At 72.1% G+C, this 24,601-nt stretch carries 25 protein-coding genes and 1 tRNA gene; 10 read left to right on the forward strand and 16 right to left on the reverse strand.

Annotation, left to right across the window (positions count from 1 at the left end; all coding sequences use genetic code 11):
* The first annotated feature begins 31 nt into the window (after window positions 1–31).
* The 6 genes from ACFCY7_RS06395 (at window position 32) to ACFCY7_RS06420 (ending at window position 8,256) form a co-directional block, all read left to right on the forward strand.
* A complete protein-coding gene (locus ACFCY7_RS06395) occupies window positions 32–787 on the forward strand; it encodes a response regulator transcription factor (protein WP_376481845.1) in 756 nt (251 codons plus the stop codon).
* A 6-nt stretch (window positions 788–793) separates the two neighbouring features.
* On the forward strand, window positions 794–2,314 hold the full coding sequence (locus tag ACFCY7_RS06400) for a sensor histidine kinase (protein WP_376481847.1): 1,521 nt from the start codon (window positions 794–796) through the stop codon (window positions 2,312–2,314).
* Entirely contained in the window at window positions 2,311–3,699 is a 1,389-nt protein-coding gene (locus ACFCY7_RS06405) for a glycosyltransferase (RefSeq protein ID WP_376481849.1), read from the forward strand. Before ACFCY7_RS06400 ends, ACFCY7_RS06405 begins: the two co-directional genes overlap by 4 nt.
* Window positions 3,696–5,813: an ArnT family glycosyltransferase gene (locus ACFCY7_RS06410; protein ID WP_376481850.1), complete on the forward strand. Its 2,118-nt coding sequence runs from the start codon at window positions 3,696–3,698 to the stop codon at window positions 5,811–5,813. The genes ACFCY7_RS06405 and ACFCY7_RS06410 overlap by 4 nt, the downstream gene beginning before the upstream one ends.
* An 86-nt stretch (window positions 5,814–5,899) precedes the next feature.
* Window positions 5,900–7,450: an MFS transporter gene (locus ACFCY7_RS06415; protein ID WP_376481851.1), complete on the forward strand. Its 1,551-nt coding sequence runs from the start codon at window positions 5,900–5,902 to the stop codon at window positions 7,448–7,450.
* 35 nt (window positions 7,451–7,485) lie between these two features.
* On the forward strand, window positions 7,486–8,256 hold the full coding sequence (locus ACFCY7_RS06420; RefSeq protein WP_376481852.1) for a TetR/AcrR family transcriptional regulator: 771 nt from the start codon (window positions 7,486–7,488) through the stop codon (window positions 8,254–8,256).
* Window positions 8,257–8,337: 81 nt separating this feature from the next.
* Here the strand turns inward: ACFCY7_RS06420 and ACFCY7_RS06425 are convergent, their stop codons facing one another.
* Together ACFCY7_RS06425 and ACFCY7_RS06430 are read right to left on the reverse strand one after the other, a co-directional pair.
* Entirely contained in the window at window positions 8,338–9,930 is a 1,593-nt protein-coding gene (locus ACFCY7_RS06425; RefSeq protein ID WP_376481854.1) for an MDR family MFS transporter, read from the reverse strand.
* Window positions 9,931–9,944: 14 nt separating this feature from the next.
* Window positions 9,945–10,388: a MarR family winged helix-turn-helix transcriptional regulator gene (locus ACFCY7_RS06430; protein WP_376481856.1), complete on the reverse strand. Its 444-nt coding sequence runs from the start codon at window positions 10,386–10,388 to the stop codon at window positions 9,945–9,947.
* A 158-nt stretch (window positions 10,389–10,546) separates the two neighbouring features.
* On the opposite strand from ACFCY7_RS06430, the gene ACFCY7_RS06435 reads away from it, so the two are divergent.
* On the forward strand, window positions 10,547–10,783 hold the full coding sequence (locus ACFCY7_RS06435) for a hypothetical protein (protein ID WP_376481858.1): 237 nt from the start codon (window positions 10,547–10,549) through the stop codon (window positions 10,781–10,783).
* A 135-nt stretch (window positions 10,784–10,918) separates the two neighbouring features.
* Here the strand turns inward: ACFCY7_RS06435 and ACFCY7_RS06440 are convergent, their stop codons facing one another.
* Complete coding sequence (locus ACFCY7_RS06440; RefSeq protein WP_376481860.1) at window positions 10,919–11,539, reverse strand: TetR family transcriptional regulator; 621 nt, start codon at window positions 11,537–11,539, stop codon at window positions 10,919–10,921.
* Window positions 11,540–11,620: 81 nt separating this feature from the next.
* Between ACFCY7_RS06440 and ACFCY7_RS06445 the strand changes: the two genes are divergently transcribed.
* Entirely contained in the window at window positions 11,621–12,553 is a 933-nt protein-coding gene (locus ACFCY7_RS06445; protein ID WP_376481862.1) for an oxidoreductase, read from the forward strand.
* A 49-nt stretch (window positions 12,554–12,602) separates the two neighbouring features.
* Here ACFCY7_RS06445 and ACFCY7_RS06450 read toward each other — a convergent pair whose 3' ends face one another.
* The 9 genes from ACFCY7_RS06450 to ACFCY7_RS06490 form a co-directional block, all read right to left on the reverse strand.
* Window positions 12,603–13,436, reverse strand: a complete 834-nt coding sequence (locus ACFCY7_RS06450; RefSeq protein WP_376481863.1) for a hypothetical protein — start codon at window positions 13,434–13,436, stop codon at window positions 12,603–12,605.
* Between the two features lie 70 nt (window positions 13,437–13,506).
* Window positions 13,507–14,415 carry an RNA polymerase sigma factor SigF gene (locus tag ACFCY7_RS06455; RefSeq protein WP_376481864.1) on the reverse strand — a complete coding sequence of 303 codons (909 nt, stop codon included), beginning with the start codon at window positions 14,413–14,415 and terminating at the stop codon, window positions 13,507–13,509.
* A 235-nt stretch (window positions 14,416–14,650) separates the two neighbouring features.
* The gene (locus tag ACFCY7_RS06460) at window positions 14,651–15,496 is read right to left on the reverse strand and encodes an RNA polymerase sigma factor SigF (RefSeq protein ID WP_376481866.1); all 846 of its coding nucleotides are present in this window, start codon (window positions 15,494–15,496) and stop codon (window positions 14,651–14,653) included.
* A 212-nt stretch (window positions 15,497–15,708) separates the two neighbouring features.
* The gene (locus ACFCY7_RS06465; protein ID WP_093875008.1) at window positions 15,709–16,002 is read right to left on the reverse strand and encodes a Dabb family protein; all 294 of its coding nucleotides are present in this window, start codon (window positions 16,000–16,002) and stop codon (window positions 15,709–15,711) included.
* Between the two features lie 9 nt (window positions 16,003–16,011).
* Window positions 16,012–16,176 carry a hypothetical protein gene (locus ACFCY7_RS06470; protein WP_015034987.1) on the reverse strand — a complete coding sequence of 55 codons (165 nt, stop codon included), beginning with the start codon at window positions 16,174–16,176 and terminating at the stop codon, window positions 16,012–16,014.
* Between the two features lie 453 nt (window positions 16,177–16,629).
* Window positions 16,630–16,714 (reverse strand) — tRNA-Ser (locus ACFCY7_RS06475).
* Window positions 16,715–16,781: 67 nt separating this feature from the next.
* Window positions 16,782–17,210 (reverse strand): tRNA adenosine(34) deaminase TadA, encoded by a 429-nt coding sequence (gene tadA, locus ACFCY7_RS06480; RefSeq protein WP_376481881.1) that lies wholly within the window; start codon window positions 17,208–17,210, stop codon window positions 16,782–16,784.
* Between the two features lie 143 nt (window positions 17,211–17,353).
* Window positions 17,354–17,890 (reverse strand): hypothetical protein, encoded by a 537-nt coding sequence (locus tag ACFCY7_RS06485; RefSeq protein WP_376481883.1) that lies wholly within the window; start codon window positions 17,888–17,890, stop codon window positions 17,354–17,356.
* Window positions 17,891–18,118: 228 nt separating this feature from the next.
* Window positions 18,119–18,328, reverse strand: coding sequence for a hypothetical protein (locus tag ACFCY7_RS06490; protein ID WP_376481868.1), 210 nt, complete (start codon window positions 18,326–18,328; stop codon window positions 18,119–18,121).
* A 92-nt stretch (window positions 18,329–18,420) separates the two neighbouring features.
* On the opposite strand from ACFCY7_RS06490, the gene upp reads away from it, so the two are divergent.
* Window positions 18,421–19,056: a uracil phosphoribosyltransferase gene (gene upp / locus ACFCY7_RS06495; protein ID WP_015034991.1), complete on the forward strand. Its 636-nt coding sequence runs from the start codon at window positions 18,421–18,423 to the stop codon at window positions 19,054–19,056.
* A 56-nt stretch (window positions 19,057–19,112) separates the two neighbouring features.
* On the opposite strand, the gene ACFCY7_RS06500 is transcribed toward upp, so the two are convergent.
* The gene (locus ACFCY7_RS06500; RefSeq protein WP_376481870.1) at window positions 19,113–19,742 is read right to left on the reverse strand and encodes a LytR C-terminal domain-containing protein; all 630 of its coding nucleotides are present in this window, start codon (window positions 19,740–19,742) and stop codon (window positions 19,113–19,115) included.
* A 116-nt stretch (window positions 19,743–19,858) separates the two neighbouring features.
* On the reverse strand, window positions 19,859–20,155 hold the full coding sequence (locus ACFCY7_RS06505) for a type II toxin-antitoxin system VapB family antitoxin (RefSeq protein ID WP_017240525.1): 297 nt from the start codon (window positions 20,153–20,155) through the stop codon (window positions 19,859–19,861).
* Between the two features lie 97 nt (window positions 20,156–20,252).
* Between ACFCY7_RS06505 and ACFCY7_RS06510 the strand changes: the two genes are divergently transcribed.
* Window positions 20,253–21,962 (forward strand): helicase HerA-like domain-containing protein, encoded by a 1,710-nt coding sequence (locus ACFCY7_RS06510; protein ID WP_376481872.1) that lies wholly within the window; start codon window positions 20,253–20,255, stop codon window positions 21,960–21,962.
* Between the two features lie 73 nt (window positions 21,963–22,035).
* Here ACFCY7_RS06510 and ACFCY7_RS06515 read toward each other — a convergent pair whose 3' ends face one another.
* Both ACFCY7_RS06515 and ACFCY7_RS06520 read right to left on the reverse strand, forming a co-directional pair.
* Window positions 22,036–23,586 carry a M28 family metallopeptidase gene (locus tag ACFCY7_RS06515; protein ID WP_376481874.1) on the reverse strand — a complete coding sequence of 517 codons (1,551 nt, stop codon included), beginning with the start codon at window positions 23,584–23,586 and terminating at the stop codon, window positions 22,036–22,038.
* 115 nt (window positions 23,587–23,701) lie between these two features.
* Window positions 23,702–24,328, reverse strand: a complete 627-nt coding sequence (locus ACFCY7_RS06520) for an HhH-GPD-type base excision DNA repair protein (RefSeq protein ID WP_376481876.1) — start codon at window positions 24,326–24,328, stop codon at window positions 23,702–23,704.
* Window positions 24,329–24,601 lie beyond the last annotated feature (273 nt).

A 24,601-nucleotide genomic window follows, 5' to 3' on the forward strand; every position in this document is an offset into this window, starting at 1 on the left:
GATCTCAGCGGCGCCGGACAGCGTGGGTGCCATGACCGTGACCACGCGAAGCACCAGCGCCGGCGTCGGCACCCGTGCCGACATGCTCCGTGCCGACGGCACCGCCGTCCGCGTCCTCGTCGTCGACGACGAGGCCTCGCTCGCCGAGCTGCTCTCGATGGCCCTGCGCTACGAGGGCTGGCAGGTCCGCAGCGCGGGGGACGGGGCCGCCGCCCTGCGGACGGTGCGCGAGTTCCGCCCCGACGTGGTGATCCTCGACATCATGCTGCCCGACGTCGACGGGCTGAGCCTGCTCGGCCGCATCCGGCGCGAGCTGCCCGACGTACCGGTGCTGTTCCTGACGGCGAAGGACGCCGTCGAGGACCGGATCGCCGGGCTCACGGCGGGCGGCGACGACTACGTCACCAAGCCCTTCAGCCTGGAGGAGGTGGTGGCCCGGCTGCGCGGACTCATCCGCAGGTCCGGGGCCGCGCAGGCGCGCAGCGAGTCGCTGCTCACCGTCGGGGACCTCACCCTCGACGAGGACAGCCACGAGGTCACCCGGGGCGGGGAGTCGATCCACCTCACCGCCACCGAGTTCGAGCTGCTGCGCTACCTCATGCGCAATCCGCGCCGGGTCCTCAGCAAGGCGCAGATCCTGGACCGGGTCTGGTCGTACGACTTCGGCGGCCAGGCCAACGTCGTCGAGCTCTACATCTCCTACCTCCGCCGGAAGATCGACGTGGGCCGGTCCCCGATGATCCACACCCGGCGCGGGGTGGGTTATCTCATCAAGCCGGGGGAGTAGCGCCCCGTGCGCGGACGACGTGGGCGGCCCTGGTCGCTGCGGACCCGGCTCGTCGTGTCGGCGGTCGCGCTGATCGCGGTCGTCGCGGCGGTGATCGGGACGGTGACGACGATCGCCTTCCGGTCGTACCTGTACGACCAGGCCGACGAGCAGGTGCGGGCCGTCTCGAACCGGGCCGCCGGGCCGCCGGTCGCCATGCCCGCGCCCGATCCGGTGCGGGACCGCGAGCCGCTCGCCTTCGTCGTCGGGCCGGGCGTGCCGAGCGGCACGCTCGGCGCCGTCCTCACGGCCGGAGCGGTCTCCACCGCCGGATACCAGGCGGAGGCCGACGACAGCGGTGTGTACGGCCCGAAGTTCCGGGTCAAGGAGCTCGACGCGGCCCAGCGGGCCGCCCTCGCCGCCGTCCCCCGGGACGGCCGCCCGCACACCGTCGAGCTGCCCGGCGGCCTCGGCTCGTACCGGGTCGAGTACGCCGTCGGGACGCACGGCGAGTTCCTCACGGGCATACCGCTCGCCGAGGTGGAGGACGCGCTGTCCACCCTCGTGCTCGTCGAGCTGAGCGTCACCGGCGCAGGGCTCGTCGCGGCCTCGCTCGCCGGGACGGTCCTCGTGCGGGTGGCGCTGCGCCCGCTGCGGCGGGTCGCCATCACGGCCCGTCAGGTCGCCCGGCTGCCGCTGCACAGCGGCGAGGTGGCGCTGAACCAGCGGGTCCCGGAGGCGGAGGCCGATCCGCGGACCGAGGTCGGCCAGGTCGGCGCGGCCCTGAACCGGATGCTCGACCACGTCCACTCGGCTCTCGACGCCCGGCAGCAGAGCGAGACCCGGGTGCGGCAGTTCGTCGCCGACGCCAGCCACGAACTGCGCACGCCGCTCGCCTCGATCCGGGGGTACGCGGAGCTCACCCGGCGCGGCCGGGAGGAGTGCGGGCCCGACACCCGCCACGCGCTGGGCCGGATCGAGTCGGAGGCGACCCGGATGACGGGCCTGGTGGAGGACCTGTTGCTGCTCGCCCGGCTCGACGCCGGACGGCCGCTCTCGTACGAGACCACCGACCTCGTCCCGCTCGTCGTGGACGCGGTGAGCGATGCCCGCGCCGCCGGGCCCGAGCACCACTGGCGCCTCGAACTGCCCTCGGACACCGGGGTCGTACGGGCCGACGGCGCCCGGCTCCAGCAGGTCCTGGTCAACCTCCTCGCCAACGCCCGTACCCACACCCCGCCCGGCACGAAGGTCACCGGCCGGGTCCGTACGGACGCCTCGGCGGTGTGCGTCGAGATCGAGGACGACGGCCCCGGCATCCCGCCGGACCTGCTGCCCGCCGTCTTCGAGCGGTTCGCGCGCGGTGACGCCTCCCGCTCCCGGCACGCCGGGTCCACCGGCCTCGGGCTCGCCATCGTGCGCGCGGTCGTCCACGCGCACGGCGGCGAGGTGGGCGTGGAAAGCGCCCCGGGGCGGACCGTGTTCGCGGTGCGCCTGCCCGCGGCCGAGAACTCACAGGCAGGGCACAGGCTCATCACACAGGCGTGACAGCGGGCCCGGCGAATGTCGGTGCCATGCGAACCACAACGATCGCGGGACCCGCGTCCGCGGCCTCCGGGAGGCCCGACGGACGGTCCGATGCACGGCCCGACGGAACGTCCGGCGGAAGGTCCGACGCCCTCCCCGCCCGGGAGCACCTGCCGGTGAACGTCGCCGGACGGCCCGTCCTGGACGTGGTGATCCCCGTCTACAACGAGGAGAAGGACCTGGAGCCGTGCGTCCGCCGGCTCCACGAGCACCTCCTCAGGACCTTCCCGTACGGCTTCCGCATCACCGTCGCCGACAACGCCTCCACCGACACGACCCCCGAGGTCGCCGCCGCCCTCGCCGCCGAGGTGCCCGAGGTGCGCTCCGTGCGGCTGGAGCAGAAGGGACGCGGCCGGGCGCTGCGGACGGTGTGGTCGGGCTCGGACGCGCCCGTCCTCGCCTACATGGACGTCGACCTGTCGACGGACCTGAACGCGCTGCTCCCGCTGGTCGCGCCGCTCATCTCGGGCCACTCCGACCTGGCGATCGGCTCCCGGCTGGCCCGCTCCTCGCGGGTGGTGCGCGGGCCGAAGCGCGAGTTCATCTCGCGGGCGTACAACCTGATCCTGCGCGGCTCGCTCGCCGCCCGGTTCTCGGACGCGCAGTGCGGGTTCAAGGCCATACGGCGGGAGGTCGCCGAGCGGCTCCTCCCGATGGTCGAGGACACCGGCTGGTTCTTCGACACCGAGATGCTGGTCCTCGCCGAGCGGGCCGGGCTGCGCATCCACGAGGTGCCCGTCGACTGGGTCGACGACCCCGACTCGACCGTGCACATCGTGAAGACCGCCACCGACGACCTGAAGGGCGTGCTGCGGGTCGGGCGGGCGCTCGCCACCGGTTCGCTGCCGCTCGACCGGCTCGCCCGCCCCTTCGGCGACGACCCCCGGGACCGCGACCTGAGCGGGGTGCCGGGCGGGCTCGCACGCCAGCTGGTCGGCTTCTGCGCGGTCGGCGTCCTGTCCACGCTCTTCTACCTCGCGCTGTACTCGGCCTTCCGGCTCGGCCTGGGCCCGCAACTCGCCAACGCCGCCGCCCTCCTGGTCTCGGCCGTCGCCAACACGGCGGCCAACCGGCGCCTCACCTTCGGGGTGCGGGGCCGGGACCGGGCGGTCCGCCACCAGGCGCAGGGGCTCGTGGTCTTCGCCATCGGCCTTGCCCTGACCAGCGGTTCGCTCGCGGCGCTCGGCGCGGCGACGGGCGATCCGGCGCACTCCACCGAGCTCGCCGTCCTGATCGTGGCCAATCTCGCCGCGACCGTCCTTCGCTTCCTCCTCTTCCGGCTCTGGGTCTTCCCCGACCGGCCCACCTCGCAGACCTCGGCGACCTCAGCAAGGAACGAACGATGACCACCCTGTCCCCGACGGCCCCGGCGGCCCACGCCGCGACCGGGAGCGGCCGGCTCGCCCGCCTGTGGCGCGGGCGCGCCGAGGACGCCCCCTGGGTCCGGCCCGCCTTCCTCGGCCTGCTCGTCGCCACCACGCTGCTGTACCTGTGGAACCTGAGCGCCTCCGGGTACGCCAACTCCTTCTACTCCGCGGCCGTCCAGGCCGGCGGCGAGAGCTGGAAGGCGTTCTTCTTCGGCTCGCTCGACGCGGCCAACGCCATCACCGTCGACAAGCCGCCGGCCGCCCTGTGGCCGATGGCGCTCTCCGTCCGTCTCTTCGGTCTCGGCTCCTGGCAGATCCTCGTGCCCGAGGTGCTCATGGGCGTGGGCACGGTCGCGGTGCTGTACGCGGCCGTGCGGCGCCGCTTCGGCGCCGGCGCGGGCCTGATCGCGGGGGCGGTTCTCGCGCTGACGCCGGTCGCCGCGCTGATGTTCCGCTTCAACAACCCGGACGCGCTGCTCGCGCTGCTCATGACGGTCGCCGTGTACTGCGTGCTGCGCGCCCTGGAGCAGGAGAAGGGCGCGAAGTGGTTGGTGTGGGCGGGGGTGGCCTTCGGGTTCGCGTTCCTCGCGAAGACCCTCCAGGCCTTCCTGATCCTGCCGCCGCTCGCCCTCGTCTACGGGGTGTGCGCGCCGGGCGCGCTCGGCCGCCGGATCGGCCAGCTGGCCCTCGCCGGGCTCGCGATGCTCGTCTCGGCGGGCTGGTGGGTGGCGCTGGTCGAGCTGTGGCCGGCGTCCTCGCGCCCGTACGTCGGAGGCTCGCAGAACAACAGCTTCCTGGAGCTGACCTTCGGCTACAACGGCCTCGGCCGCATCAACGGCAACGAGACCGGGAGCGTCGGCGGCGGCCGCGGCGGCGGCCAGGGCGGCGGCTGGGGCGAGACCGGGATCGGCCGGATGTTCAACGACTCGATCGGCGGTCAGATCTCCTGGCTGCTCCCGGCCGCGCTGATCCTGCTCGCCGCGGGACTCGTCGTCACCTGGCGGGCGCCCCGCACCGACACGGCCCGCTCGGCATTCCTGGCCTGGGGCGGCTCGCTCCTGATCACCCTCGCCGTCTTCAGCTTCATGGCCGGCATCTTCCACGAGTACTACACGGTGGCCCTCGCCCCGTACGTCGCCGCGCTCGTCGGCATGGGCGCGGCCGTGCTGTGGGAGGAGCGCACCCGGTGGTTCGCCTCGGCGGCGCTCGCCGTGACGGTGGTCGCCACGGCCTGGTGGGGTTGGACGCTCCTCGGCCGCACCCCGGACTGGCTGCCGTGGCTGCGCTGGGCCGTCCTGGTCTCGGGCGCGGTGGCCGCGCTCGGGCTGCTGTTCTCGGGCCGCACCGACCGCCGCCTCGGGCTCGCGGTGGCCGGCCTCGGCCTGGTCTCAGGGCTCGCGGGCCCCTTCGCGTACACCCTGGAGACGGTGAACGCCGGCCACCAGGGCTCGATCGTGACGGCGGGCCCCGCTGGTGCGGCGATGGGCGGTCGCGGCCCGGGCGGCGGCCGGATGTTCGAGGGCGGCGGGATGTTCCCCGGCGGCCAGAACGGTCAAGGCGGCCAGAACGGCCGGACCGGCGGCGGACAGCAGATGCCCGGCGGCCAGATGCCCGGCGGTCAGGGCGGCGGCACCCTGCCGCAAGGCATGCCCCAGGGAATGCCCCAGGGCATGCCGCAAGGAATGCCCCAGGGCGCCACCCGCGGTGAAGGCCCCGGCGGCGGTGGCGGCATGGGCGGGCTCCTCAACGGCTCCAGCGTCGGTAAGGAGGCCAAGGCGGCCCTGCTCAAGGACGCCGACGACTACACCTGGGTCGCCGCCGCCGTGGGCGCGCAGAACGCGGCCGGTTACCAGCTCGCCACCGAGAAGCCGGTGATGGCGATCGGCGGCTTCAACGGCAGCGACCCGTCCCCGACGCTCGACCGGTTCAAGCAGTACGTCGCCGACGGGAAGATCCACTACTTCGTCTCCGGCGGTGGCGGCGGCATGGGCGGGAACGGCACGAGCGCCCAGATCACCGCGTGGGTCCAGGACACCTTCGAGACGGTCACGATCGGCGGCTCCGCCTTCTACGACCTGACGCGGGAGAAGTAGCCCGACAGAAATCGCTATACAGCGTACGAGAGCCCTTGTACGGTGTACGAGACCCAGTCCCGTACACCGTACAAGGAGTGCTTCCCATGACGGCGACGACCGCCGCGACCGAACCGACCGCCACCGGCGGTCACCCCCAGCGCTGGCTGATCCTCGGCGTCATCTGCCTCGCCCAGCTCACCGTGCTGCTCGACAACACCGTGCTCGGCGTCGCCATCCCGTCGCTGACCTCCGAACTCCACGCGTCCACCACCGACATCCAGTGGATGATCAACGCGTACTCGCTCGTCCAGTCCGGCCTGCTGCTCAGCGCGGGCAACGCGGCCGACCGCTACGGCCGCAAGAAGATGCTCGCCATCGGCCTCGCGCTCTTCGGCCTCGGCTCGCTCGCCGCCGGCCTCGCCGACTCCACCACGCAGCTGATCGCCGCCCGCGCGGGCATGGGCGTCGGCGGCGCGCTCCTGATGACCACGACCCTCGCCGTCGTCATGCAGATCTTCGACGACGCGGAGCGGGTCAAGGCCATCGCGCTCTGGTCCACCGTCGCCTCGCTGGGCTTCGCCGGCGGCCCGCTGATCGGCGGCGTGATCCTGAACCACTTCTGGTGGGGAATGATCTTCCTGATCAACATCCCGGTCGCGGTCGCCGCGCTCGTCGCCGTCCTCAAGCTGGTCCCCGAGTCCAAGAACCCCCAGGGCGAGCGCCCCGACCTGCTCGGCGCGCTGCTCTCCACCATCGGCATGACCGCCGTCGTGTACGCGATCATCAGCGGCCCCGAGCACGGCTGGCTCTCCGCAGAGGTCCTGGTCCCGGCCGCCGTCGGCGTCGCCGGCCTCGGCGCCTTCGCCCTGTGGGAGCTGCACACCCCGTACCCGATGCTCGACATGCACTTCTTCCGCAACCAGAAGTTCGTCGGCGCCATCGGCGGTTCGATCCTGGTCGTCTTCGGCATGGGAGGCTCGCTCTTCCTCCTCACCCAGCACCTGCAGTTCGTGCTCGGGTACGAGCCGCTCGAGGCGGGGCTGCGGATGGCGCCGCTGGCGCTGACGATCGTCGGCCTCAACCTGACCGGCGTCGGCCCGAGGATCGTCATGAAGCTCGGCACCCCGCCCACCGTCGTCGTCGGCATGACCCTGGTGGCCGCCGGTCTCACCTCGATCTCGCTGCTCGGCGGCGGCACGGACGGCAGTTACGCGGGCATGCTCCTCGGCCTGGTCCTGATGGGCGGCGGCATCGCCGTCTCCTCCCCGGCCATGGCCAACGCGATCATGAGCTCGATCCCGCCGGAGAAGGCCGGTGTGGGCGCCGGGATCAACGGCACCCTCGCCGAGTTCGGCAACGGCCTCGGCGTCGCGGTCCTCGGAGCCGTGCTCAACGCCCGCTTCGCCGCGCTCGTCGCCGTCACCGCGACCTCGCTCCCCGCCGCGCTGGCCGCCGCCGGGGGCGAGGCGGAGCGCCGGGCGATCTCCGACGCGTTCGCCTCCGGCCTCCAGACCAGCCAGCTGGTCGGCGCCGTCGCCGTCTTCGTCGGCGGCCTGGTCGCCGGAGCCCTCCTCCAGCGGGCCGAGCGCGCGGAGCGGGCCGCGGCCGAGCGCGCGGAGAAGGCCGCGGGCGCCGAGAAGCCGGTCGCTGCCTAGCATGGTGACGGACCGCTGACAGACGGAGGAACGCGATGGTCAAGGCAGCCGATCGGGCCAAGAACCCGGCGCGTTCCAGCGTCTGGCTGGAGGAGAGGGCCGCCCGCAGCGGCGGCGGCCCCGCCGGCCTCGACCGCGACCGGATCGTCGCCGCCGCCATCCGGATGCTCGACGACGAGGGCTTGGCCAAGCTGTCGATGCGCAAGCTCGCGACCGAGCTCGGCGTCACGGCGATGTCGCTGTACTGGTACGTCGACACCAAGGACGACATCCTCGAGTACGCGATGGACAGCGTCTACGGCGAGATCGACCTCGCGGCGGTCGACGCGGCCGGGGACTGGCAGGACCGGATCCGCTTGCTCGCCCTGGACTACCGGCGGATGCTGGTCCGCCACGCGTGGATGTCGCCGAGCGCCGGCCAGTACCTCAACATCGGACCGAACTCGATCGCCGTCGGCCAGAAGATCCACGACACGATCGCGGAGACCGGCCTCCGGCTGGACCGCCGGCCGAGCGCGATGTCGGCGGTCTTCCAGTTCGTGTACGGCTACGGGACGATCGAGTCCCAGTTCGGCCGGCGCGCGGCGGAGGCCGGGATGTCGCAGGACGAGTTCTACGCGGACTCGGTGAGCGCCTTCCGGGACGACCCGGTGTACACGGACAAGGTGGAGGGCCTGAAGGAGATCCTCGACGAGCGGACCTCGCACGACAGCCTCAGCGTCGTCTGGGACCGCGACTTCGACTACGCCCTGGACGTGCTGATCGCCGGCATCGAGGTCATGGTCACCCGGCAGACGGAGAAATGACGGAGCGGCGGGCCGTCCCCTGCCCGCCGCTCCGTACCGGACCCGGTCGCGCCTCCGCTCGAAGCGCGGCCGGGAGCTCTTCTACTTGTCGTCGGCCTTCACGGTGCTGCTCTTCAGGGCGACTTCCTTGATGAACAGGGTCACCACGAAGGCGAGCAGCGCGAACGGCGCCGAGTAGAGGAAGACGTCCGCGACACCGTGTCCGTACGCGCTCTCCATGACCGTGCGGATCGGGGCCGGCAGCTTGTCCATGTCGGGGATGCCGCCGCCCGAGCCGCCCTGGCCCATGGCGCCCGCGGCCTTCGGGCCGAGCTCGGCCAGGCCGTCCTTGACGTAGTTCGTGACCCGGTGGGCCATGACCGCGCCCAGCGCCGAGACGCCGATCGCACCGCCGAGGGAGCGGAAGAAGGTGACGACGGAGGAGGCGGCGCCGAGGTCGGCGGGGGCCACCTGGTTCTGGGTGCAGAGCACCAGGTTCTGCATCATCATGCCGAGGCCGAGGCCCAGGACCGCCATGAAGACGGCGATGTGCCAGTACGTCGTGTCGTAGCGGATCGTGCCGAGCAGACCGAGGCCGCCGGCCGCCAGGGCGCCGCCGCTGACCAGCCACGCCTTCCACTTGCCGGTCTTGGTGATGATCAGGCCGGAGACGGTGGAGGAGACGAACAGGCCGGCGATCATCGGGATGGTGAGGACGCCGGACATCGTCGGCGACTCGTTCCGCGCCAGCTGGAAGTACTGGCTGAAGAAGACCGTGCCGGCGAACATCGCGACACCCACGAAGAGCGAGGCGAGCGAGGCCAGGGTGATCGTGCGGTTGCGGAAGAGGCGGAGCGGGATGATCGGCTCGCTCGCCTTCGACTCGACGAGGACGAAGAGTCCGCCGAGCGCGACCGCGCCGAGGACCATGACGGCCGTCTGCCAGGACATCCAGTCGTACTTGTCGCCCGCGAAGGTGACCCAGATCAGGAGCAGCGAGACGGCGGCGCTGATGAAGAGGGCGCCGGCCCAGTCGACCTTGACCTGGCGCTTCACGACGGGGAGGTTGAGGGTCTTCTGCAGGACGATCAGCGCGATGATCGCGAAGGGTACGCCGACGTAGAAGCACCAGCGCCAGCCGAGCCAGTCGGTGTCGGTGATGACGCCGCCGAGCAGCGGGCCGCCGACGGTGGCGACGGCGAACGTCGCGCCGAGGTAGCCGCTGTAGCGGCCGCGCTCACGCGGGGCGATCATCGCGGCCAGGATGATCTGGGAGAGGGCGGTCAGACCGCCGACGCCGATGCCCTGGACGACACGGCAGGCGATGAGCATGCCGGTGCTCTGCGAGAGGCCGGCGACGACCGATCCGGCGACGTAGACGACCAGGGCTATCTGGACGAGCAGCTTCTTGGAGAAGAGGTCGGCGAGCTTGCCCCAGAGCGGGGTGGTCGCGGTCATCGCCAGGAGGGCGGCGGTGACCACCCAGGTGTACGCGGACTGGCCGCCGCCGAGGTCGGTGATGATCTGGGGGAGGGCGTTGGAGACGATCGTCGAGGACAGGATGGCGACGAACATGCCGAGCAGCAGCCCGGACAGCGCTTCCATGATCTGCCGGTGCGTCATCGGGGCGGTCTCGCCGCCACCGCTGCCGGTGACGCCGTCCCGCGCACCGGTGTCGGGCGTGGTCGTAGCCATGAACTTCCTTTTTCTCAAGCGTGGTGGGCCCGGCAGTCCCCGAAGGATTCGCGGAGGCGGACGAGCAGGTGGGTGAGGAGTTCGACGTCGTCGTCGGACCACTCCGCGAGGTGGCGGGAGAAGGCCTCGGTGACCCGGCGGTCGAGCTCGCCGAGCATCGCGTGGCCCGCTTCGGTGAGTCGCAGGATGCGGGAGCGCTTGTCGTCCGGGTCGGGCAGCCGCTCGATCCAGCCGTGCTCCACGGTGTGGGCGACATGGCGGCTGCACACGGACATGTCGACGGCCATCAGCTCGGCGAGCCGGCTCATCCGCATGTCGCCGTGGTGCTTGACCAGGGCGAGCACGGCCGCGGAGCCGCCCTGGCATGCGACGGGCAGGACGCGGGCGAGTCCGCGCTTCACGGCCCCGATCGCGCTCACCGAGCGGGCGAGGTCCTCGTACCGGTTCCGTGTCGCCATCGCGCACCCCCGTCCATCTTGTTGCTTAGGGCAACCATAGAGATGGATGGTTGCTTCAGGCAAACTAAATCGGTCAAACGGCGCTAAAGAATCGGCAAAGGCGGGGGGCGGGCCGGAGGGTTGGGGCCACCGGCCCCCTTTCGCTAGGGTCCTGGCCCATGGCACACAACCCCCAAGCACCGTACGGCCAGGGCCAGCCCCCTCAGGGCCCCGAGGGTTACGACCCCGCCGGCAGCACGCAGATGTTCCGCGCCTTCGTCGACGAGGGCACCCCGCAACAGCGGCAGCCCCAGACCGTCACCACCTCGGGCGGCGGCCCGAAGGTCGGCGTGATCGTGGGCGTCGTCGCGGTGATCGTCGTCCTCGCGGCCGTCGCCTGGCTGGCGCTCGGCTGACGCCGCACCTCCCGCACCCCCGGGTGGGCCGACTCCGCACCTCGCGGACCGGCCCACCCTTCTTTTTCTTCCGCGTCGGCGGGGGCGCCGCCCACCGCTCCGAGGTGGCGGGGCGGAGGGGGGTCCGGCGGGCCTCTACGACTCCCGTCCGTCCAGCGCCGGCGCGAGGATCGCGAAGGCCTGCCCGATCAGCGCACCCGGATCCGAGGCGGCCTCGGCGGCCTGTCCGGCGCTCCATCGGCGCAGGACGGCGTCGAAGGCGGTGAGCGCCATGCCCGCGGCCAGTCGGGGGTAGAGGTCGGCCTCCGGGTCGAGGCCGAGGCGGGAGCCCAGTTCCCCGGTCAGTTCCTCGCGCCACTGCGCCTGGTGTTCCAGGAAGCGCGCGAGCAGGGACGGGGTCCGCAGGATCAGCCGGACCACCGGCAGGACCCGTTCGGCGTGGTCGCCGCAGGCGGCCAGTGGCACGGAGACGGCGTGCAGCAGCGCCTCGGACGGCCGCTCTCCGGCGGGCCGGGCGGCCAGTCCCTCCCGCATGTCGGCGCCCATGCCGGCCAGGAACTGGACGACCACGTCGTCCTTGGACGCGAAGTAGCGGAAGAAGGTCCGCTTGGAGACCCCGACCGTGGTCGCGACCTCGTCGACGGTCACCGCGTCGAAGCCCTTGTGGGCGAACAGCTGGAGGGCGGCCTCGGTGAGCTCGGACGCGACGAGCTGTCGTTTGCGCTGGGCGAGGCTGGTCTCGGGGCGGGTGGTCACGACCCGATGGTACCGCGGTGCCTTTGATGACATCTAGAGTCATGCTTGACACCGGGTGACACAGAGGGCAGCGTGTGCCGCATGACCAGGAAGCAACGCTGGACCGCCGACCTGATACCGGACCAGACCGGGCGGGTCTTCGTCGTCACCGGAGCCAACAGCGGCCTCGGCCTCGCCACCACCCGGGCGCTCGCCCTCCGGGGCGCCCACGTGGTCCTCGCCGTACGGGACGAGGAGAAGGGTCGGGCGGCCGCCGCCGGCCTCGCGGCGGCCGGGGCGGAGCCGGGCCTCCTCGACGTGCGACGGCTCGACCTCGCCGACCTCGACTCGGTGCGGGCCTTCGCCGACCGGATGCGCGCCGAGCACCCGCGCCTCGACGTGCTCGTCAACAACGCGGGGGTGCTGGCCCCGCCCCGCACGCTCAGCCCGCAGGGCCACGAACTCCAGTTCGCCGTCAACCACCTCGGCCACTTCGCGCTCACCGGGCTCCTGCTCGACCTGCTCGCCGCCAGCCGCGAACCCCGGGTGGTCACGGTCAGCTCGATCAACCACCGGCAGGGCAGCCTCCGCTTCGACGACCTCGCCGGCGAACGCGACTACGCGCCCATGGCCTTCTACAACCAGTCGAAGTTCGCCAACGCCGTCTTCGGCCGGGAACTGCACCGCCGCCTCGTCGCGACCCGCAGCCCCGTCCGCGCCGTCCTCGCGCACCCCGGCTACACCGCCACCAACCTCCAGACCAAGGACACCTCCGGCCTCGCCCGGCTCGTCCTCGGGTACGTCGGCAACCCGCTGCTGGCCCAGCGCCCCGAGCGCGGCGCCCTGCCGCAGCTGTATGCGGCCACCGCCACCGACGTGACGGGCGGCGACTTCATCGGCCCCGGCGGCCCCGCCGAACTCCGCGGCGCCCCGACCCGCGTGCGCCTCTCCGACGCCGCCGCCGACCCGGCGACCGGCCGTCGCCTCTGGGAGCTCTCGGAGCACCTGACCGAGGTGCGCTACCCCGACGCGTGAAGCCGCGTCGGGTGCGTGGAGCGGCCGGTGGAGTTCGCGGAGGTGCCGGTCACTGCCATGCGGCGGTGACGGAGCGGGTGTCGATGTGCATGCCGAGGGGGACGCGCCAGGAGTCGAGGCAGACGGTGTAGGTCTCGGTGCGTGCGGTTCCGGCGGCGATCGGGGTGGGGAGGGGTTGGCGGGAGGTGATCGTCGCCCAGTCGACGCCGAGGGCGCCGATGACGTGGGTGGCGAAGGTGGCCGTGCCCGAGGTGGCGGCGGATCCCCCGGTGTTGCGGAAGGTCACGGTGACCCGCTCGCACCAGCGCCGGTCGTCGTCCGCGAGGCCGGGGGCGGAGACGGTGAGCACGGCGGGCCCGGGCGCGGGCGTCGGCGTGGGGGACGGCGCGGGCGTGCCGGTGCCGGGCGCCGGGGGCCCGGGCGTCGCGGAGGGGGTACGGGGCGGGGTGGCCGTGCCGCCGGTTCCGGGCGCGGCCGTCGGAGGCGTGCCCGATCCGGGCCCGGAACCGGCTCCTGGTCCGACGCCTGATCCCGTACCGGACCCCGACCCCGATCCCGGGCCTGCTCCCGTACGGGAGGGGTCGGAGCCGTTTCCGTGGGAGCCCGAGGGGCCGCCCGAGGCCCCGTTCCCGGCCGTGGGCGGGGTGCCGGGCGGTGCGGGTGAGGGGGACGACGTGCTGGAGGTCAGGCCGGGAGTCGTGGGGCCGTCCAGGGGGACCAGGGTGACGGCGCCCGAGGGGGCGACCGCGCCCTTGGGCGAGGGGCCGGCGCCCACCGCCGCGTACCCCTCGCCGTCTCCGCCGCCGCACGCGGTCAGCGCTCCGCCGAGGCAGAGCGCCATCGCCACGAGTCCGGGCCCCGGTCCCGGCTTCCTTGGCCTCATGGACCCAGTGTGTCTGACGATCCGTCAATAAGCCCGTGTTTTGCGGAAGTCGGCCACCGGGAGCGGAGGGTCAGTCGGAGATGAGGCCCTCGCGCAGCTGGGCGAGGGTGCGGGTGAGCAGGCGCGAGACGTGCATCTGGGAGATGCCGACCTCCTCGCCGATCTGCGACTGGGTCATGTTGGCGAAGAAGCGCAGCATGATGATCTGGCGTTCCCGGGGCGGGAGTTTGGCGAGCAGCGGCTTGAGCGACTCGCGGTACTCGACGCCTTCGAGGGCGGTGTCCTCGTAGCCGAGGCGGTCGGCGAGCGAGCCCTCGCCGCCGTCGTCCTCGGGTGAGGGGGAGTCGAGCGAGGAGGCGGTGTACGCGTTGCCCACGGCGAGGCCGTCGACCACGTCCTCCTCCGACACCCCGAGCACGGCGGCGAGTTCGGGGACGGTGGGGGAGCGGTCGAGCTTCTGCGCGAGCTCGTCGCTGGCCTTGGTGAGGGCGAGGCGCAGCTCCTGGAGGCGGCGCGGGACCCGCACCGACCACGACGTGTCGCGGAAGAAGCGCTTGATCTCGCCGACCACGGTCGGCATGGCGAACGTCGGGAACTCCACGCCCCGTTCGCAGTCGAAGCGGTCGATCGCCTTGATGAGGCCGATGGTGCCGACCTGGACGATGTCCTCCATCGGCTCGTTGCGGGAGCGGAAGCGGGCCGCTGCGTACCGCACGAGGGGGAGGTTGAGCTCGATGAGGGTGTCGCGGACGTAGGTCCGCTCCGGGCTGTCGGCGGCGGCGCCCTCGGTGTCGAGTGCGCGCAGCCTCAGGAACAGGGAGCGGGAGAGGGTGCGGGTGTCGAGGGCTCCCGACGGCACGACCACGGGCGGCGGAGGCATGGCCTCGGCGCTTTCCTGCGCGGTCGGCGCCGTCGTCTGCGTGGGCACGGGAACGGGCGTGAGCGTGAGCACCTTCGAGCTGCCCAGTTCTGTGGACATGCCACCCCCTTGAGGTCGCGGACGGTCGCGGTGGCCGCGACCATCTGAGGAACGCAGCTTCCACCTGAATACCGGCGGCGGGGCTGCGGCAAACTCGGTTCCAGCAGAATGTCACATGTCGGCAACGCGCTGTAGTGACTTGTCGACAAGATGAGGGTGCATATCCGCAGGAAACAAGGGGTGTAAGGCATTTGGGGCAGCGCAGAACTGCTCCGAACCGGTCTACCCGTTCCGGTTACGCCTCGATTCTGTTTGCGGATCTCAAACGCGCGAAGCTCCGGGCGAGGAGCCTTGACACGTGCATCTGGGAGACGCCGAGTTCCTGGCTGATCTGGGACTGCGTCAGATTGCTGTAGTAGCGCAGCATCAGGATCCGCTGCTCCCGCTCGGGCAGTTGGACGAGCAGGTGGCGGACGAGGTCGCGGTGCTCGACGCCGGCCAGGGCGGGGTCCTCGTAACCGAGCCGGTCGAGCAGTCCGGGCAGTCCGTCGCCCTCCTGCGCGGCCTCCAGGGAGGTGGCGTGGTACGAGCGTCCGGCCTCGATGCAGGCGAGCACCTCGTCCTCGCCGATGCGCAGCCGCTCGGCGATCTCGGCGGTCGTGGGGGAGCGGCCGTGAGCGGTCGTCAGGTCCTCGGTGGCGCCGTTCACCTGGACCCAGAGCTCGTGCAGCCGGCGCGGCACGTGCACGGTCCGGACGTTGTCGCGGAAGTACCGCTTGATCTCGCCGACGACGGTCGGCATGGCGAAGGTGGGGAACTGCACGCCCCGGTCGGGGTCGAAGCGGTCGATGGCGTTGATGAGGCCGATGGTGCCGACCTGGACGACGTCCTCCATCGGCTCGTTGCGGGAGCGGAAGCGGGCCGCCGCGTACCGCACGAGGGGGAGGTTGGCCTCGATCAGGGCCCCGCGCACGCGGTGGTGCTCGGTGGTGCCCGGCTCCAGGTTCTTGAGCTGCCCGAAGAGCACCTGGGTGAGCGCGCGGGTGTCGGCGCCCCGGGTGCTCTGGGGGCGGGGGCGCGGGGTGTCCGCGCCGCCTGCCTCGTGCTGGGGCGGGACTTGAGGCGCTGTACTGGCCGGCACGTTCACGCCACCCCTTTGGCTGGTCTTGCTGGTCGACTGGGTCAACTACGGTCAACTCATCCGTCAAAAGCGGTCATAGCATCACAAGACATGTCCACTGTGTGCAAGCACCGCATACTCCCGTGTTGAGGGCATGTTGGCGGAAAAAGGGGAGGTCACGCACGGAAAAGGCCCCCCGCCACGACGGCAGGGGGCCCCTCGACGGGCGAGGACTAGAAGGCGTAGTCCGCGATCACCCAGGTGGCGAACTCGCGCCACTGCGCGACACCGGCCTGGTGCGCGGGGTGGTCCAGGTAGCGCTGCAGCGCGTCGGTGTCCTCGACGGCCGAGTTGATGGCGAAGTCGTACGCGATCGGCCGGTCCGTGATGTTCCAGTCGCACTCCCAGAACCGCAGCTCGGGGATCTGCCCGCCGAGCGCGCGGAACGCCTCGACGCCGGCGACGACACGCGGCTCGTCGCGTGCGACGCCGTCGTTGAGCTTGAAGAGGACCAGATGGCGGATCACGAAGGGCTCCTAGTTGATGAGTTCGGTCATGAACTCGCCGACACCCTGGGCGGCGCTGGAAATGCCCTCGAACCCTACCTGCACGAGATCGGCGGCCCGGGCCGGGGACGTGACGATCGTGTACAGCACAAAGACCACGACCGCGTACAGCGCGACCTTCTTCGCTTGCACCATTGCCCAGCCCTCCCCTGTTCCCCCGCCGTACGACCGCGCCACTCTAACCGAGCCTTTATGGACCAAGGACCCGGAGATCGAGGCCCTTTGCCACCCCCCGGAAGGGTGACGGGCGAGCAGTATGGATGTCGAGCCCGGAGGATCTGGCAGGAATCCGAAGGGCTCCTGGAACCGGCCCGCACTGCGGGGTCCGCGCCGCGAGCTTCCCCCCCTGAACGCGGCGCAGGACTTGCAGGTCCGGTTCTCATCGGGGGGAACGGCTTGTCCCCCCGATGCCGTTCCCCCCGTCCTACGGAGAAGGCCCCGGCCGCGCGGCGAGCGCGCACCGGGGCCTTCTCCGCGTGCGCAGGGGCCTTCTCCGTACGCGCCCGGGCGCTCTCCCCCGTACGCGCTCCCGCGCCCCCGGACACGCCGAAGGGCCCGGCGCTGATGCGCCGGGCCCTTCGATCGAAGCGGTAGCGGAGGGATTTGAACCCTCGGTGAGTTTCCCCACACTCGCTTTCGAGGCGAGCTCCTTCGGCCGCTCGGACACGCTACCGAGAGAGAGCTTAGCCGAAACTTCCGCTGCGATGAAATCCGTATCGAAGGCCAGGTCGGAGCGGGGGTCAGCGGGCGCGGAAGAAGGCGGTCAACTGCTCCGCGCACTCCTCGCCCAGCACGCCGTGGATCACCTCGGGGCGGTGGTTGAGACGCCGGTCCCGCACCAGGTCCCAGAGCGAGCCGGCCGCGCCCGCCTTCTCGTCGAGCGCGCCGAACACCACCCGCTCGACCCGGGACTGGACGAGGGCGCCCGCGCACATCACGCACGGCTCCAGGGTCACGACGAGCGTGCACCCCGTCAGACGCCACTCGCCGGTGACGGCGGCCGCCCGGCGCAGGGCGAGCACCTCGGCGTGCGCGGTGGGGTCACCGGCCGCCTCCCGCTCGTTGTGCGCCCGTGCGAGGACCTCCCCGTCCGGGCCGAGCACGACCGCGCCGACCGGCACGTCGCCGGCCGGACCGGCCGCGTCGGCCTCCGCGAGCGCGAGCCGCATGGCGTCCCGCCAGGGGTCCCGTACGGGATCGGGAAGGGCCCCCGGGACACGGTCGGTCCCGGGGGCGTCCCCCGTGCGGTCGGCCCCGGGGGCGTCCCGTACGGGATCGGTTCCGGGGGTCGGAGCTGGTACCGCTCGTGCCACTAGCGCACGGCCTCCAGGACCTCGGACGCGCCCAGCGCGTCCGCGATCACCGAGAGGGCGTCGCTGTCGAGGGCGCGGAGCTCGCGCTCCGAGAGGCCGAGGTCCGCGAGGACCAGGGAGTCGCCGACGGGCGCGGACGGCACGGCCCCGGCGGCCTCGTCCCCGTCCTCGTCGTCCCCGTCGGCCTCGTCGGAGAGCGGCTCCCCGTCCTCCGTGCCGTCCAGGTCCAGGGACGCCAGCTCGTCGAGCTCGGCGTCGAGGTCGTCGCCGAGGATCTCCCGGGTGAGGATCTCCCCGTACGAGGAACGGGCGGCGGCGGCGCCGTCCGAGACGTAGATCCGAGGGTCTTCCTCACCCTCGATCCGTACGATCCCGAACCACGCGTCCTCCTGCTCGATGTAGACGATCACCGTGTCGTCGTCCGAGGCCTCACGGGCCAGCTCGGCCAGATCCGACAGGGTCTCCACGTCGTCGAGCTCCGTGTCGCTCGCTTCCCACCCGTCTTCGGTGCGCGCGAGCAGTGCGGCGAAGTACACCTGACTCTCTCCCACTGATCAGAGGTGTGACGTTCCGGCGGCGCGCTCCTGGTGCCCCGCCCAATCGGCATCGTGACAGAAACAGGGCGCGCAGGAGAGGTCTTCGGTCCTTGCGTCGTGCATCAGTCTGAACGACACCGCCATCGGGCGGGCGTGCGACCCCGGCGCACACAGGGGGCGCACGGCCGGGCCCGGCCTGTTCCCCGCCGTCGGCGGGTCCCGCGGCCCTCACCAGCGGAAGGTCCGCATGCGCATGGCCTGGCGCATCCGGGCGGCCCGGGCGCGCCGCGGCTGCACGCGTTCGCGCAGCGCCTTGGCCTCGTTGAGTTCGCGGAGGAACTGGGCGCGGCGCCTGCGGCGCTCCGCGTCGGTCTCCGGTACCGGCGTCCGGGCCGCCCTCTTGGCGGATCCGTCGGCCGGTTCTTCCAGGTCGGGCATCGGCCACACCACCCCATCGCTGGGTCCCTGTGCCCCCACCTTCCCCCAGCGGCGTGGGTCGACGCCAGTGCGCGGCGGGCTACTGTTGGGTCATGCGTCTCCACGTCGTCGACCACCCCCTGGTCGCCCACAAGCTCACCACCCTGCGCGACAAGCGCACGGACTCCGCGACCTTCCGCCGTCTCGCCGACGAGCTGGTCACCCTGCTCGCCTACGAGGCCACCAGGGACGTCCGGACCGAGCAGGTCGACATCGAGACCCCGGTCACGCCCACGACCGGCGTGAAGCTGTCGTACCCGCGTCCGCTGGTGGTCCCGATCCTGCGCGCCGGGCTCGGCATGCTCGACGGCATGGTCCGGCTGCTCCCGACCGCCGAGGTCGGCTTCCTCGGCATGATCCGCAACGAGGAGACGCTGGAGGCGTCGACCTACGCCACGCGGATGCCGGAGGACCTCTCCGGCCGCCAGGTGTACGTCCTCGACCCGATGCTGGCGACCGGCGGCACGCTCGTCGCGGCGATCCAGGAGCTCATCAAGCGCGGCGCGGACGACGTCACCGCCGTGGTGCTCCTCGCCGCCCCGGAGGGCGTCGAGGTCATGGAGCGCGAGCTCGCCGGCACGCCGGTCACCGTCGTCACGGCCTCGGTCGACGAGCGCCTCAACGAGAACGGCTACATCGTCCCGGGCCTGGGCGACGCGGGCGACCGCATGTACGGCTCCGCCGAATAGAAGTCACGGTCGGCTCCGCCGAGTGGAAGTCGCGCTCGGCTCCGCCGAGTGGCTCCTCAGCACTTTCCGGTCGGTACGGGCGCGGGCTTGGTCAGGGCGACCAGGGCCGCGTCCGCCGTCGTTTTCGGGGAGAGCGTCTTGAACGCGGTCCCGATGATCAGGTCGACGTCCGTCGTGCCCCGGGTGTCCGTCTTGGTCGTGGCGCCCGCGAGCTGGGTGCCGAGGACCGGGAAGGCGCCCTTGGTGGCCGCGGGGGCGCCGAGGAGCAGGCCGGCGCCGGGGACCTTCTTGTCGTAGGCGGCGGGCGCGTTGCCCACCTTGCCGATCTTGAAGCCGCGTTTCTTGAGCTCGTCGGCGGTCGTCTTGGCGAGGCCGCTGCGCGGGGTCGCGTTGTAGACGTTGACCGTGATCTGCCCGGGCTTGGGGAGGGCGACGGCGGGCGCGGTGGTCGCCTTGGCGACGGGCTTGCAGTCGGCCTGCTTGCCGGCGGTCGCCTTCGTTCCGTCGCCGCCGGAGAAGACGTCGACGAGCTGGAGCGTGCCCCAGCCGGCCGCGCCGAGCACGACCACTGCGGCGGCGGACGCGAGGACGATCCTGCGCCGGCGGTGGGGGCGGCGCATGCGCGGGTAGACGTCCCCCGTGATGCGGTACTTTCCGCCCATTCCGGGGGGAGTGAGCATGCTCATGAACGCAGCGTAGTGCCGCCCGTCGGCGATGCCTACTTGATGATCATGTGATCGCGTCCGGATGGGGGCGAACTGACCCCGAAAGGGTCAGCGGAGAGGGGCCGGCCGGCTCCGTCTCAGTCCATCTCGAGGACGCGGGCGTGCAGCACCTGGCGCTGCTGGAGCGCCGCGCGCACGGCGCGGTGCAGCCCGTCTTCCAGATAGAGGTCGCCGCGCCACTTCACGACGTGCGCGAAGAGGTCGCCGTAGAACGTGGAGTCCTCGGCGAGCAGCGTCTCCAGGTCCAGCTGGCCCTTGGTGGTGACCAGCTGGTCGAGGCGGACCGGGCGCGGGGCGACGTCCGCCCACTGCCGGGTGCTTTCCCGGCCGTGGTCGGGATACGGCTTTCCGTTACCGATGCGCTTGAAGATCACACGGAAAGCCTACCGGGCGAGCGGCTTCCGGCGCAGCCACGCGAGAGCAGTGGGATGCTGGTGCAAACCGTGACAAAACCGAAATCGGGGTCCCGTCATGAGCGTCAGCGAGCAGCCGCCGGCCGCCGAAGCGGCCGGGCCCGCCCCGGCGGCCCAGGACCCGGCGGCACCCGCACAGGCCCCGGCAGCACAGGCCCCGGACCCGGCGGGACAAGCCGCGGCCCCCGTGGCGGGGCCCGCCGCCGAGATCGCCGCCGGGTACGCCTTCGACGGCGCGGCACTCGATCTGGGGGCGCTCCTCTGGGACGGCGCATGTCACCCGGACGCGCCGATCCGCATCCCGCTGCCGGTCCTCAACCGCCACGGTCTGGTCGCCGGCGCCACGGGCACCGGCAAGACGAAGACGCTCCAGCTGATCGCCGAGCAGCTGTCCGCGCACGGGGTGCCGGTCTTCCTCGCCGACATCAAGGGGGACGTCTCCGGGGTCTCCGCCCCCGGCGAGGACGGCGAGAGGGTCAGGCGGCGCGCGGCCGAGGTCGGCCAGGAGTGGCGGGCGACCGGCTTCCCCTGCGAGTTCTACGGCCTCGGGGGCATCGGCCCCGGCATCCCGGTGCGCGCCACGGTGACCAGCTTCGGGCCCGTACTGCTCTCCAAGGTCCTCGGGCTCAACCGGACGCAGGAGCAGTCGCTCGGCCTGATCTTCCACTACGCCGACTCCAAGGGCCTCGAACTGGTCGACCTCAAGGACCTGCGGGCGGTGGTGGCGTTCCTGGTGTCGGACACGGGGAAGGCCGAACTGAAGGGGATCGGCGGGCTCTCCACGGCCACGGCCGGGGTGATCCTGCGGGCGCTCACGGCCTTCGAGCAGCAGGGGGCCGGCGGCTTCTTCGGGGAGCCGGAGTTCGACACGGGCGAGTTCCTGCGGACGGCGGAGGACGGGCGCGGGATCGTCTCGGTCCTGGAACTGCCGGCCGTGCAGGACAAGCCGCAGCTCTTCTCGACGTTCCTGATGTGGCTGCTCGCGGACCTCTTCGGCGACCTGCCGGAGGTCGGCGACCCGGAGAAGCCGAAGCTGGTCTTCTTCTTCGACGAGGCGCACCTGCTGTTCAGCGGGGCGTCGAAGGCGTTCCTGGAGTCGATCACCCAGACGGTGCGCCTGATCCGCTCGAAGGGCGTCGGCGTCTTCTTCGTGACGCAGACCCCGAAGGACGTCCCCGCGGACGTGCTCGCGCAGCTCGGCAACCGGGTGCAGCACGCGCTGCGCGCCTTCACCCCGGACGACGCCAAGGCCCTCAAGGCGACCGTGCGGACCTTCCCGAAGTCTCCGTACGACCTGGAGGAGGTGCTCACCGGGCTCGGTACGGGCGAGGCGGTGGTCACCGTACTGAGCGAGAAGGGGGCCCCGACGCCGGTGGCGGCGACGCGGCTGCGGGCGCCGGAGTCGCTGATGGGCCCGGTCGCCGCGGCGGCGCTGGACGCGGCGGTGAAGGGTTCGCCGCTGTACGGGCGGTACGCGGAGGCGGTGGACCGCGAGTCGGCGTACGAGAGGCTGACGGCCGAGCAGCGGGCGGCGGAGGCGGCGGCCCTGGAGGCGGCGGCCGCCGAGGAGGCGGAGAAGGCCGCGAAGGAGGCCGAGAAGGAGGCCGCGAAGGCCGAAGCGAGGGCCCCCCGACAGAAGGAGGAGCCCTCGCTGGCCGAACAGGTGGTGGGCAGTGGGATCTTCACGTCCCTGGCCCGGTCGATCGGCACCCAGCTGGGCCGGGAGATCAGCCGTTCGATCTTCGGGACCGCCCGCCGCCGGCGGTGACCGAGCCGGCGGTGACCGAGCCGGCGGTGACCGAGCCGGCGGTGACCGCGCCGGCGCGACTGCCGCGCGGTGACTAGGCGGTGGCCTCGTCGTGGTCGTCGTGCAGGCCGCCGCCGCTGCCCGAGCCGGTGGTCGGGACGGAGTCGACCGGCTTGCGCAGCGAGGAGATGTCGTGGGCGTAGGTGCCCACGGCGTTGGCGATGACCTTGATGTTGGCTTCGAAGGCCGTCATGTCGATGTTCTTCAGGTCGTCGCCCTTGGCGTGGTAGTTCACGTCGTACGCGACGCCCGCCGTGCCGCCGAACAGGGCGGCCTGGGCCGGGGTCTTGATGCCCTCGGCGCCGGTGAAGGTGCCGCCGGAGGGGATGCCGACCTCGATGAACGGGCCGTAGTCGGAGCGGCCGCTGAAGTCGGTGCCCTCGTGCGGGAGGCCGCGCTTGTCCATGAAGTCGGTGATGTCGCGCTCCAGCTGCGCGGAGCCCTCGGGGCCGGCACCGGCGCCGACGCCGTCCGAGTCGTCGCCGTCGTAGACGAACAGGCCGTAGTTCGGCGAGGCGATCATGTCGAAGTTGAGGTAGAGCTTGATCTCGCCCTTGTCGAGCGCCGTGAGGGTGTTCACGTAGTGCTCGGAGCCGAGGAGGCCGTTCTCCTCCGCGGACCACCAGGCGAAGCGGACCTTGTTGCGGACCTTGTCCTTCGACTTGGCGAGCTCCAGGGCGGTCTGGAGGAGGCCGGCGGAGCCGGAGCCGTTGTCGTTGATGCCGGGGCCGGCGGTGACGGAGTCGAGGTGCGAGCCGAGCATCACGGTGTTGGCGGCGTTGCCGCCGCGGGTCTCCGCGATGACGTTGTTGGTGGAACGGAGCTCGCTGAGCTGGCGGATCTCCAGCGAGAGCGAGACCGGGCCGTTCGCGAGGTCGGCGGCGAGCGCGACGCCCTCGGCCTGGGTGAGACCGCCGGTCGGGATCTTTCCGGCGGCCGGGTCGCCGAGGGTGCCGGAGAGGGCGCCCGCGGTGTTGTTGTAGATGACGGCGCCGACGGCTCCGGCCGCGGCGGCGTTCTGCTGCTTGGCCGCGAAGGTGCAGCCGCCGCGCTTGATCAGCGCGATCTTCCCGGTGAAGGTGCCGGCGGCGAAGTCGCCGGGCTCGCAGCCGGTGGTGCCGTCGGCGTCGACGGGGACGGCCGCGAGGGCCGCGGTGATGCCGCCGACCGGGGTGGACTTGGTGTACGTCATCGCCTTGATGTCGAGCGTGCGGGGCGCGGGGGCGACGACGGAGGCCTTCTCGGCGAGCGTCTGCGTGTACTGGAAGTCGAACTTCTGGTAGCGGACGTCGTATCCGGCCTTCTTCAGCTGCGTGTACACGTACGCGGCCGAGGCGTCGTGGCCGAGGGAGCCGGCCGCGCGGTGACCGCCGGCCGAGTCGGCTATCGCCTGGAACTTCTGCAGGTGCTTGTAGGCGTCCTGTGCGGTGGTTTCGCGGACCAGCTTCTTCGCCAGCTTGGCGGCATCGCGGGCGGGTGCGGCCGTGGGGTCCTGCCCCGCGGTGGCGGGGGAGGCGAGGACCAGCGGGGTGGCGAGTGCGGCGGCGGCCAGGATGGCCGCGGCACGGCGCTGGGTTGCGTTCACAGAAGTCCTTCCCGTTACGGACGAGGTTGAGGGGAAGTTAGCGATATCCAGGGCATTCTGTGAACAGGTTCTGCGTAATTCCTGTCAGCTTGAACAGGATTGACATGTGGAATTATCAATTCCCGGGTGGTTTAACCACCTTGGCGGCTTTCGCCGCCTTCGCCGCAGCCTTCGTCTCCTGCTTGAGCGCCCGCACCTTGGCCAGCGAATCCGGCCCCGTGACGTCCGCCACCGAGCGGTACGACCCCTGCTCGCCGTACGCGCCCGCCGCCTCCCGCCAGCCCTTCGGCCGCACCCCGTACTGCTTGCCGAGCAGCGCGAGGAAGACCTGCGCCTTCTGCTTCCCGAACCCCGGGAGCGCCTCCAGGCGCCCGAGGAGCTCCTTCCCGGTCGCCACGCCCGCCCACACGGCGGCGGCGTCGCCCCCGTACTCCTCCACCAGGAACCGGCACAGCTGCTGCACCCGCCCCGCCATCGATCCCGGGTAGCGGTGCACCGCCGGCTTCTCCGACAGCAGCGCCGCGAACTCCTCCGGATCCCGCGCCGCGATCTCGTGCGCGTCCAGATCGTCCGCGCCGAGCCGCGAGGCGATCGTGTACGGCCCCGAGAACGCCCACTCCATCGGCACCTGCTGGTCGAGCAGCATGCCGACGAGCGCGGCGAGCGGGGACCGCCCGAGCAGCGCGTCCGCGTCCGGCTGCTGGGCGAGACGGATGTCGGGCGTCTTCGGCACGGGACTCATGCCCCGATCATCGGCCCGGAGCCGCCCACCCGCCCGGCGGGTTCACCCCTTCGCGAACCGACCGGGGACACGGGGAACGGGGCCCACCGGCCGCCCGGGACGCCGGAAGCGGGCAGGTCGCGGTCGGCCCGGCGCCCGACACAGGCCCTAGGGCCTGTCGTCACATTCCCGTCTGCCCCGCGACGCCTGGTGCGTGCTCTCGCCGCACCGGGCGAAAGCCCGAGTACGTCCAGTACGCGGACTTCCACCCGGCACGCCGAGAGCACGCACCAG

Source organism: Streptomyces sp. NPDC056361 (genome assembly GCF_042262805.1).
Classification (GTDB): Bacteria; Actinomycetota; Actinomycetes; order Streptomycetales; family Streptomycetaceae; genus Streptomyces.

Bases quoted from the DNA above. Each gene is read 5' to 3' on its own strand.
- ACFCY7_RS06395 (WP_376481845.1), top strand. From the start codon at position 32: ATGACCGTGACCACGCGAAGCACCAGCGCCGGCGTCGGCACCCGTGCC.
- ACFCY7_RS06410 (WP_376481850.1), top strand. From the start codon at position 3,696: ATGACCACCCTGTCCCCGACGGCCCCGGCGGCCCACGCCGCGACCGGG.
- ACFCY7_RS06415 (WP_376481851.1), top strand. From the start codon at position 5,900: ATGACGGCGACGACCGCCGCGACCGAACCGACCGCCACCGGCGGTCAC.
- ACFCY7_RS06420 (WP_376481852.1), top strand. From the start codon at position 7,486: ATGGTCAAGGCAGCCGATCGGGCCAAGAACCCGGCGCGTTCCAGCGTC.
- ACFCY7_RS06425 (WP_376481854.1), bottom strand. From the start codon at position 9,930: ATGGCTACGACCACGCCCGACACCGGTGCGCGGGACGGCGTCACCGGC.
- ACFCY7_RS06430 (WP_376481856.1), bottom strand. From the start codon at position 10,388: ATGGCGACACGGAACCGGTACGAGGACCTCGCCCGCTCGGTGAGCGCG.
- ACFCY7_RS06435 (WP_376481858.1), top strand. From the start codon at position 10,547: ATGGCACACAACCCCCAAGCACCGTACGGCCAGGGCCAGCCCCCTCAG.
- ACFCY7_RS06445 (WP_376481862.1), top strand. From the start codon at position 11,621: ATGACCAGGAAGCAACGCTGGACCGCCGACCTGATACCGGACCAGACC.
- ACFCY7_RS06450 (WP_376481863.1), bottom strand. From the start codon at position 13,436: ATGAGGCCAAGGAAGCCGGGACCGGGGCCCGGACTCGTGGCGATGGCG.
- ACFCY7_RS06455 (WP_376481864.1), bottom strand. From the start codon at position 14,415: ATGTCCACAGAACTGGGCAGCTCGAAGGTGCTCACGCTCACGCCCGTT.
- ACFCY7_RS06470 (WP_015034987.1), bottom strand. From the start codon at position 16,176: ATGGTGCAAGCGAAGAAGGTCGCGCTGTACGCGGTCGTGGTCTTTGTG.
- tadA (WP_376481881.1), bottom strand. From the start codon at position 17,210: ATGCGGCTCGCGCTCGCGGAGGCCGACGCGGCCGGTCCGGCCGGCGAC.
- ACFCY7_RS06490 (WP_376481868.1), bottom strand. From the start codon at position 18,328: ATGCCCGACCTGGAAGAACCGGCCGACGGATCCGCCAAGAGGGCGGCC.
- upp (WP_015034991.1), top strand. From the start codon at position 18,421: ATGCGTCTCCACGTCGTCGACCACCCCCTGGTCGCCCACAAGCTCACC.
- ACFCY7_RS06500 (WP_376481870.1), bottom strand. From the start codon at position 19,742: ATGAGCATGCTCACTCCCCCCGGAATGGGCGGAAAGTACCGCATCACG.
- ACFCY7_RS06510 (WP_376481872.1), top strand. From the start codon at position 20,253: ATGAGCGTCAGCGAGCAGCCGCCGGCCGCCGAAGCGGCCGGGCCCGCC.
- ACFCY7_RS06520 (WP_376481876.1), bottom strand. From the start codon at position 24,328: ATGAGTCCCGTGCCGAAGACGCCCGACATCCGTCTCGCCCAGCAGCCG.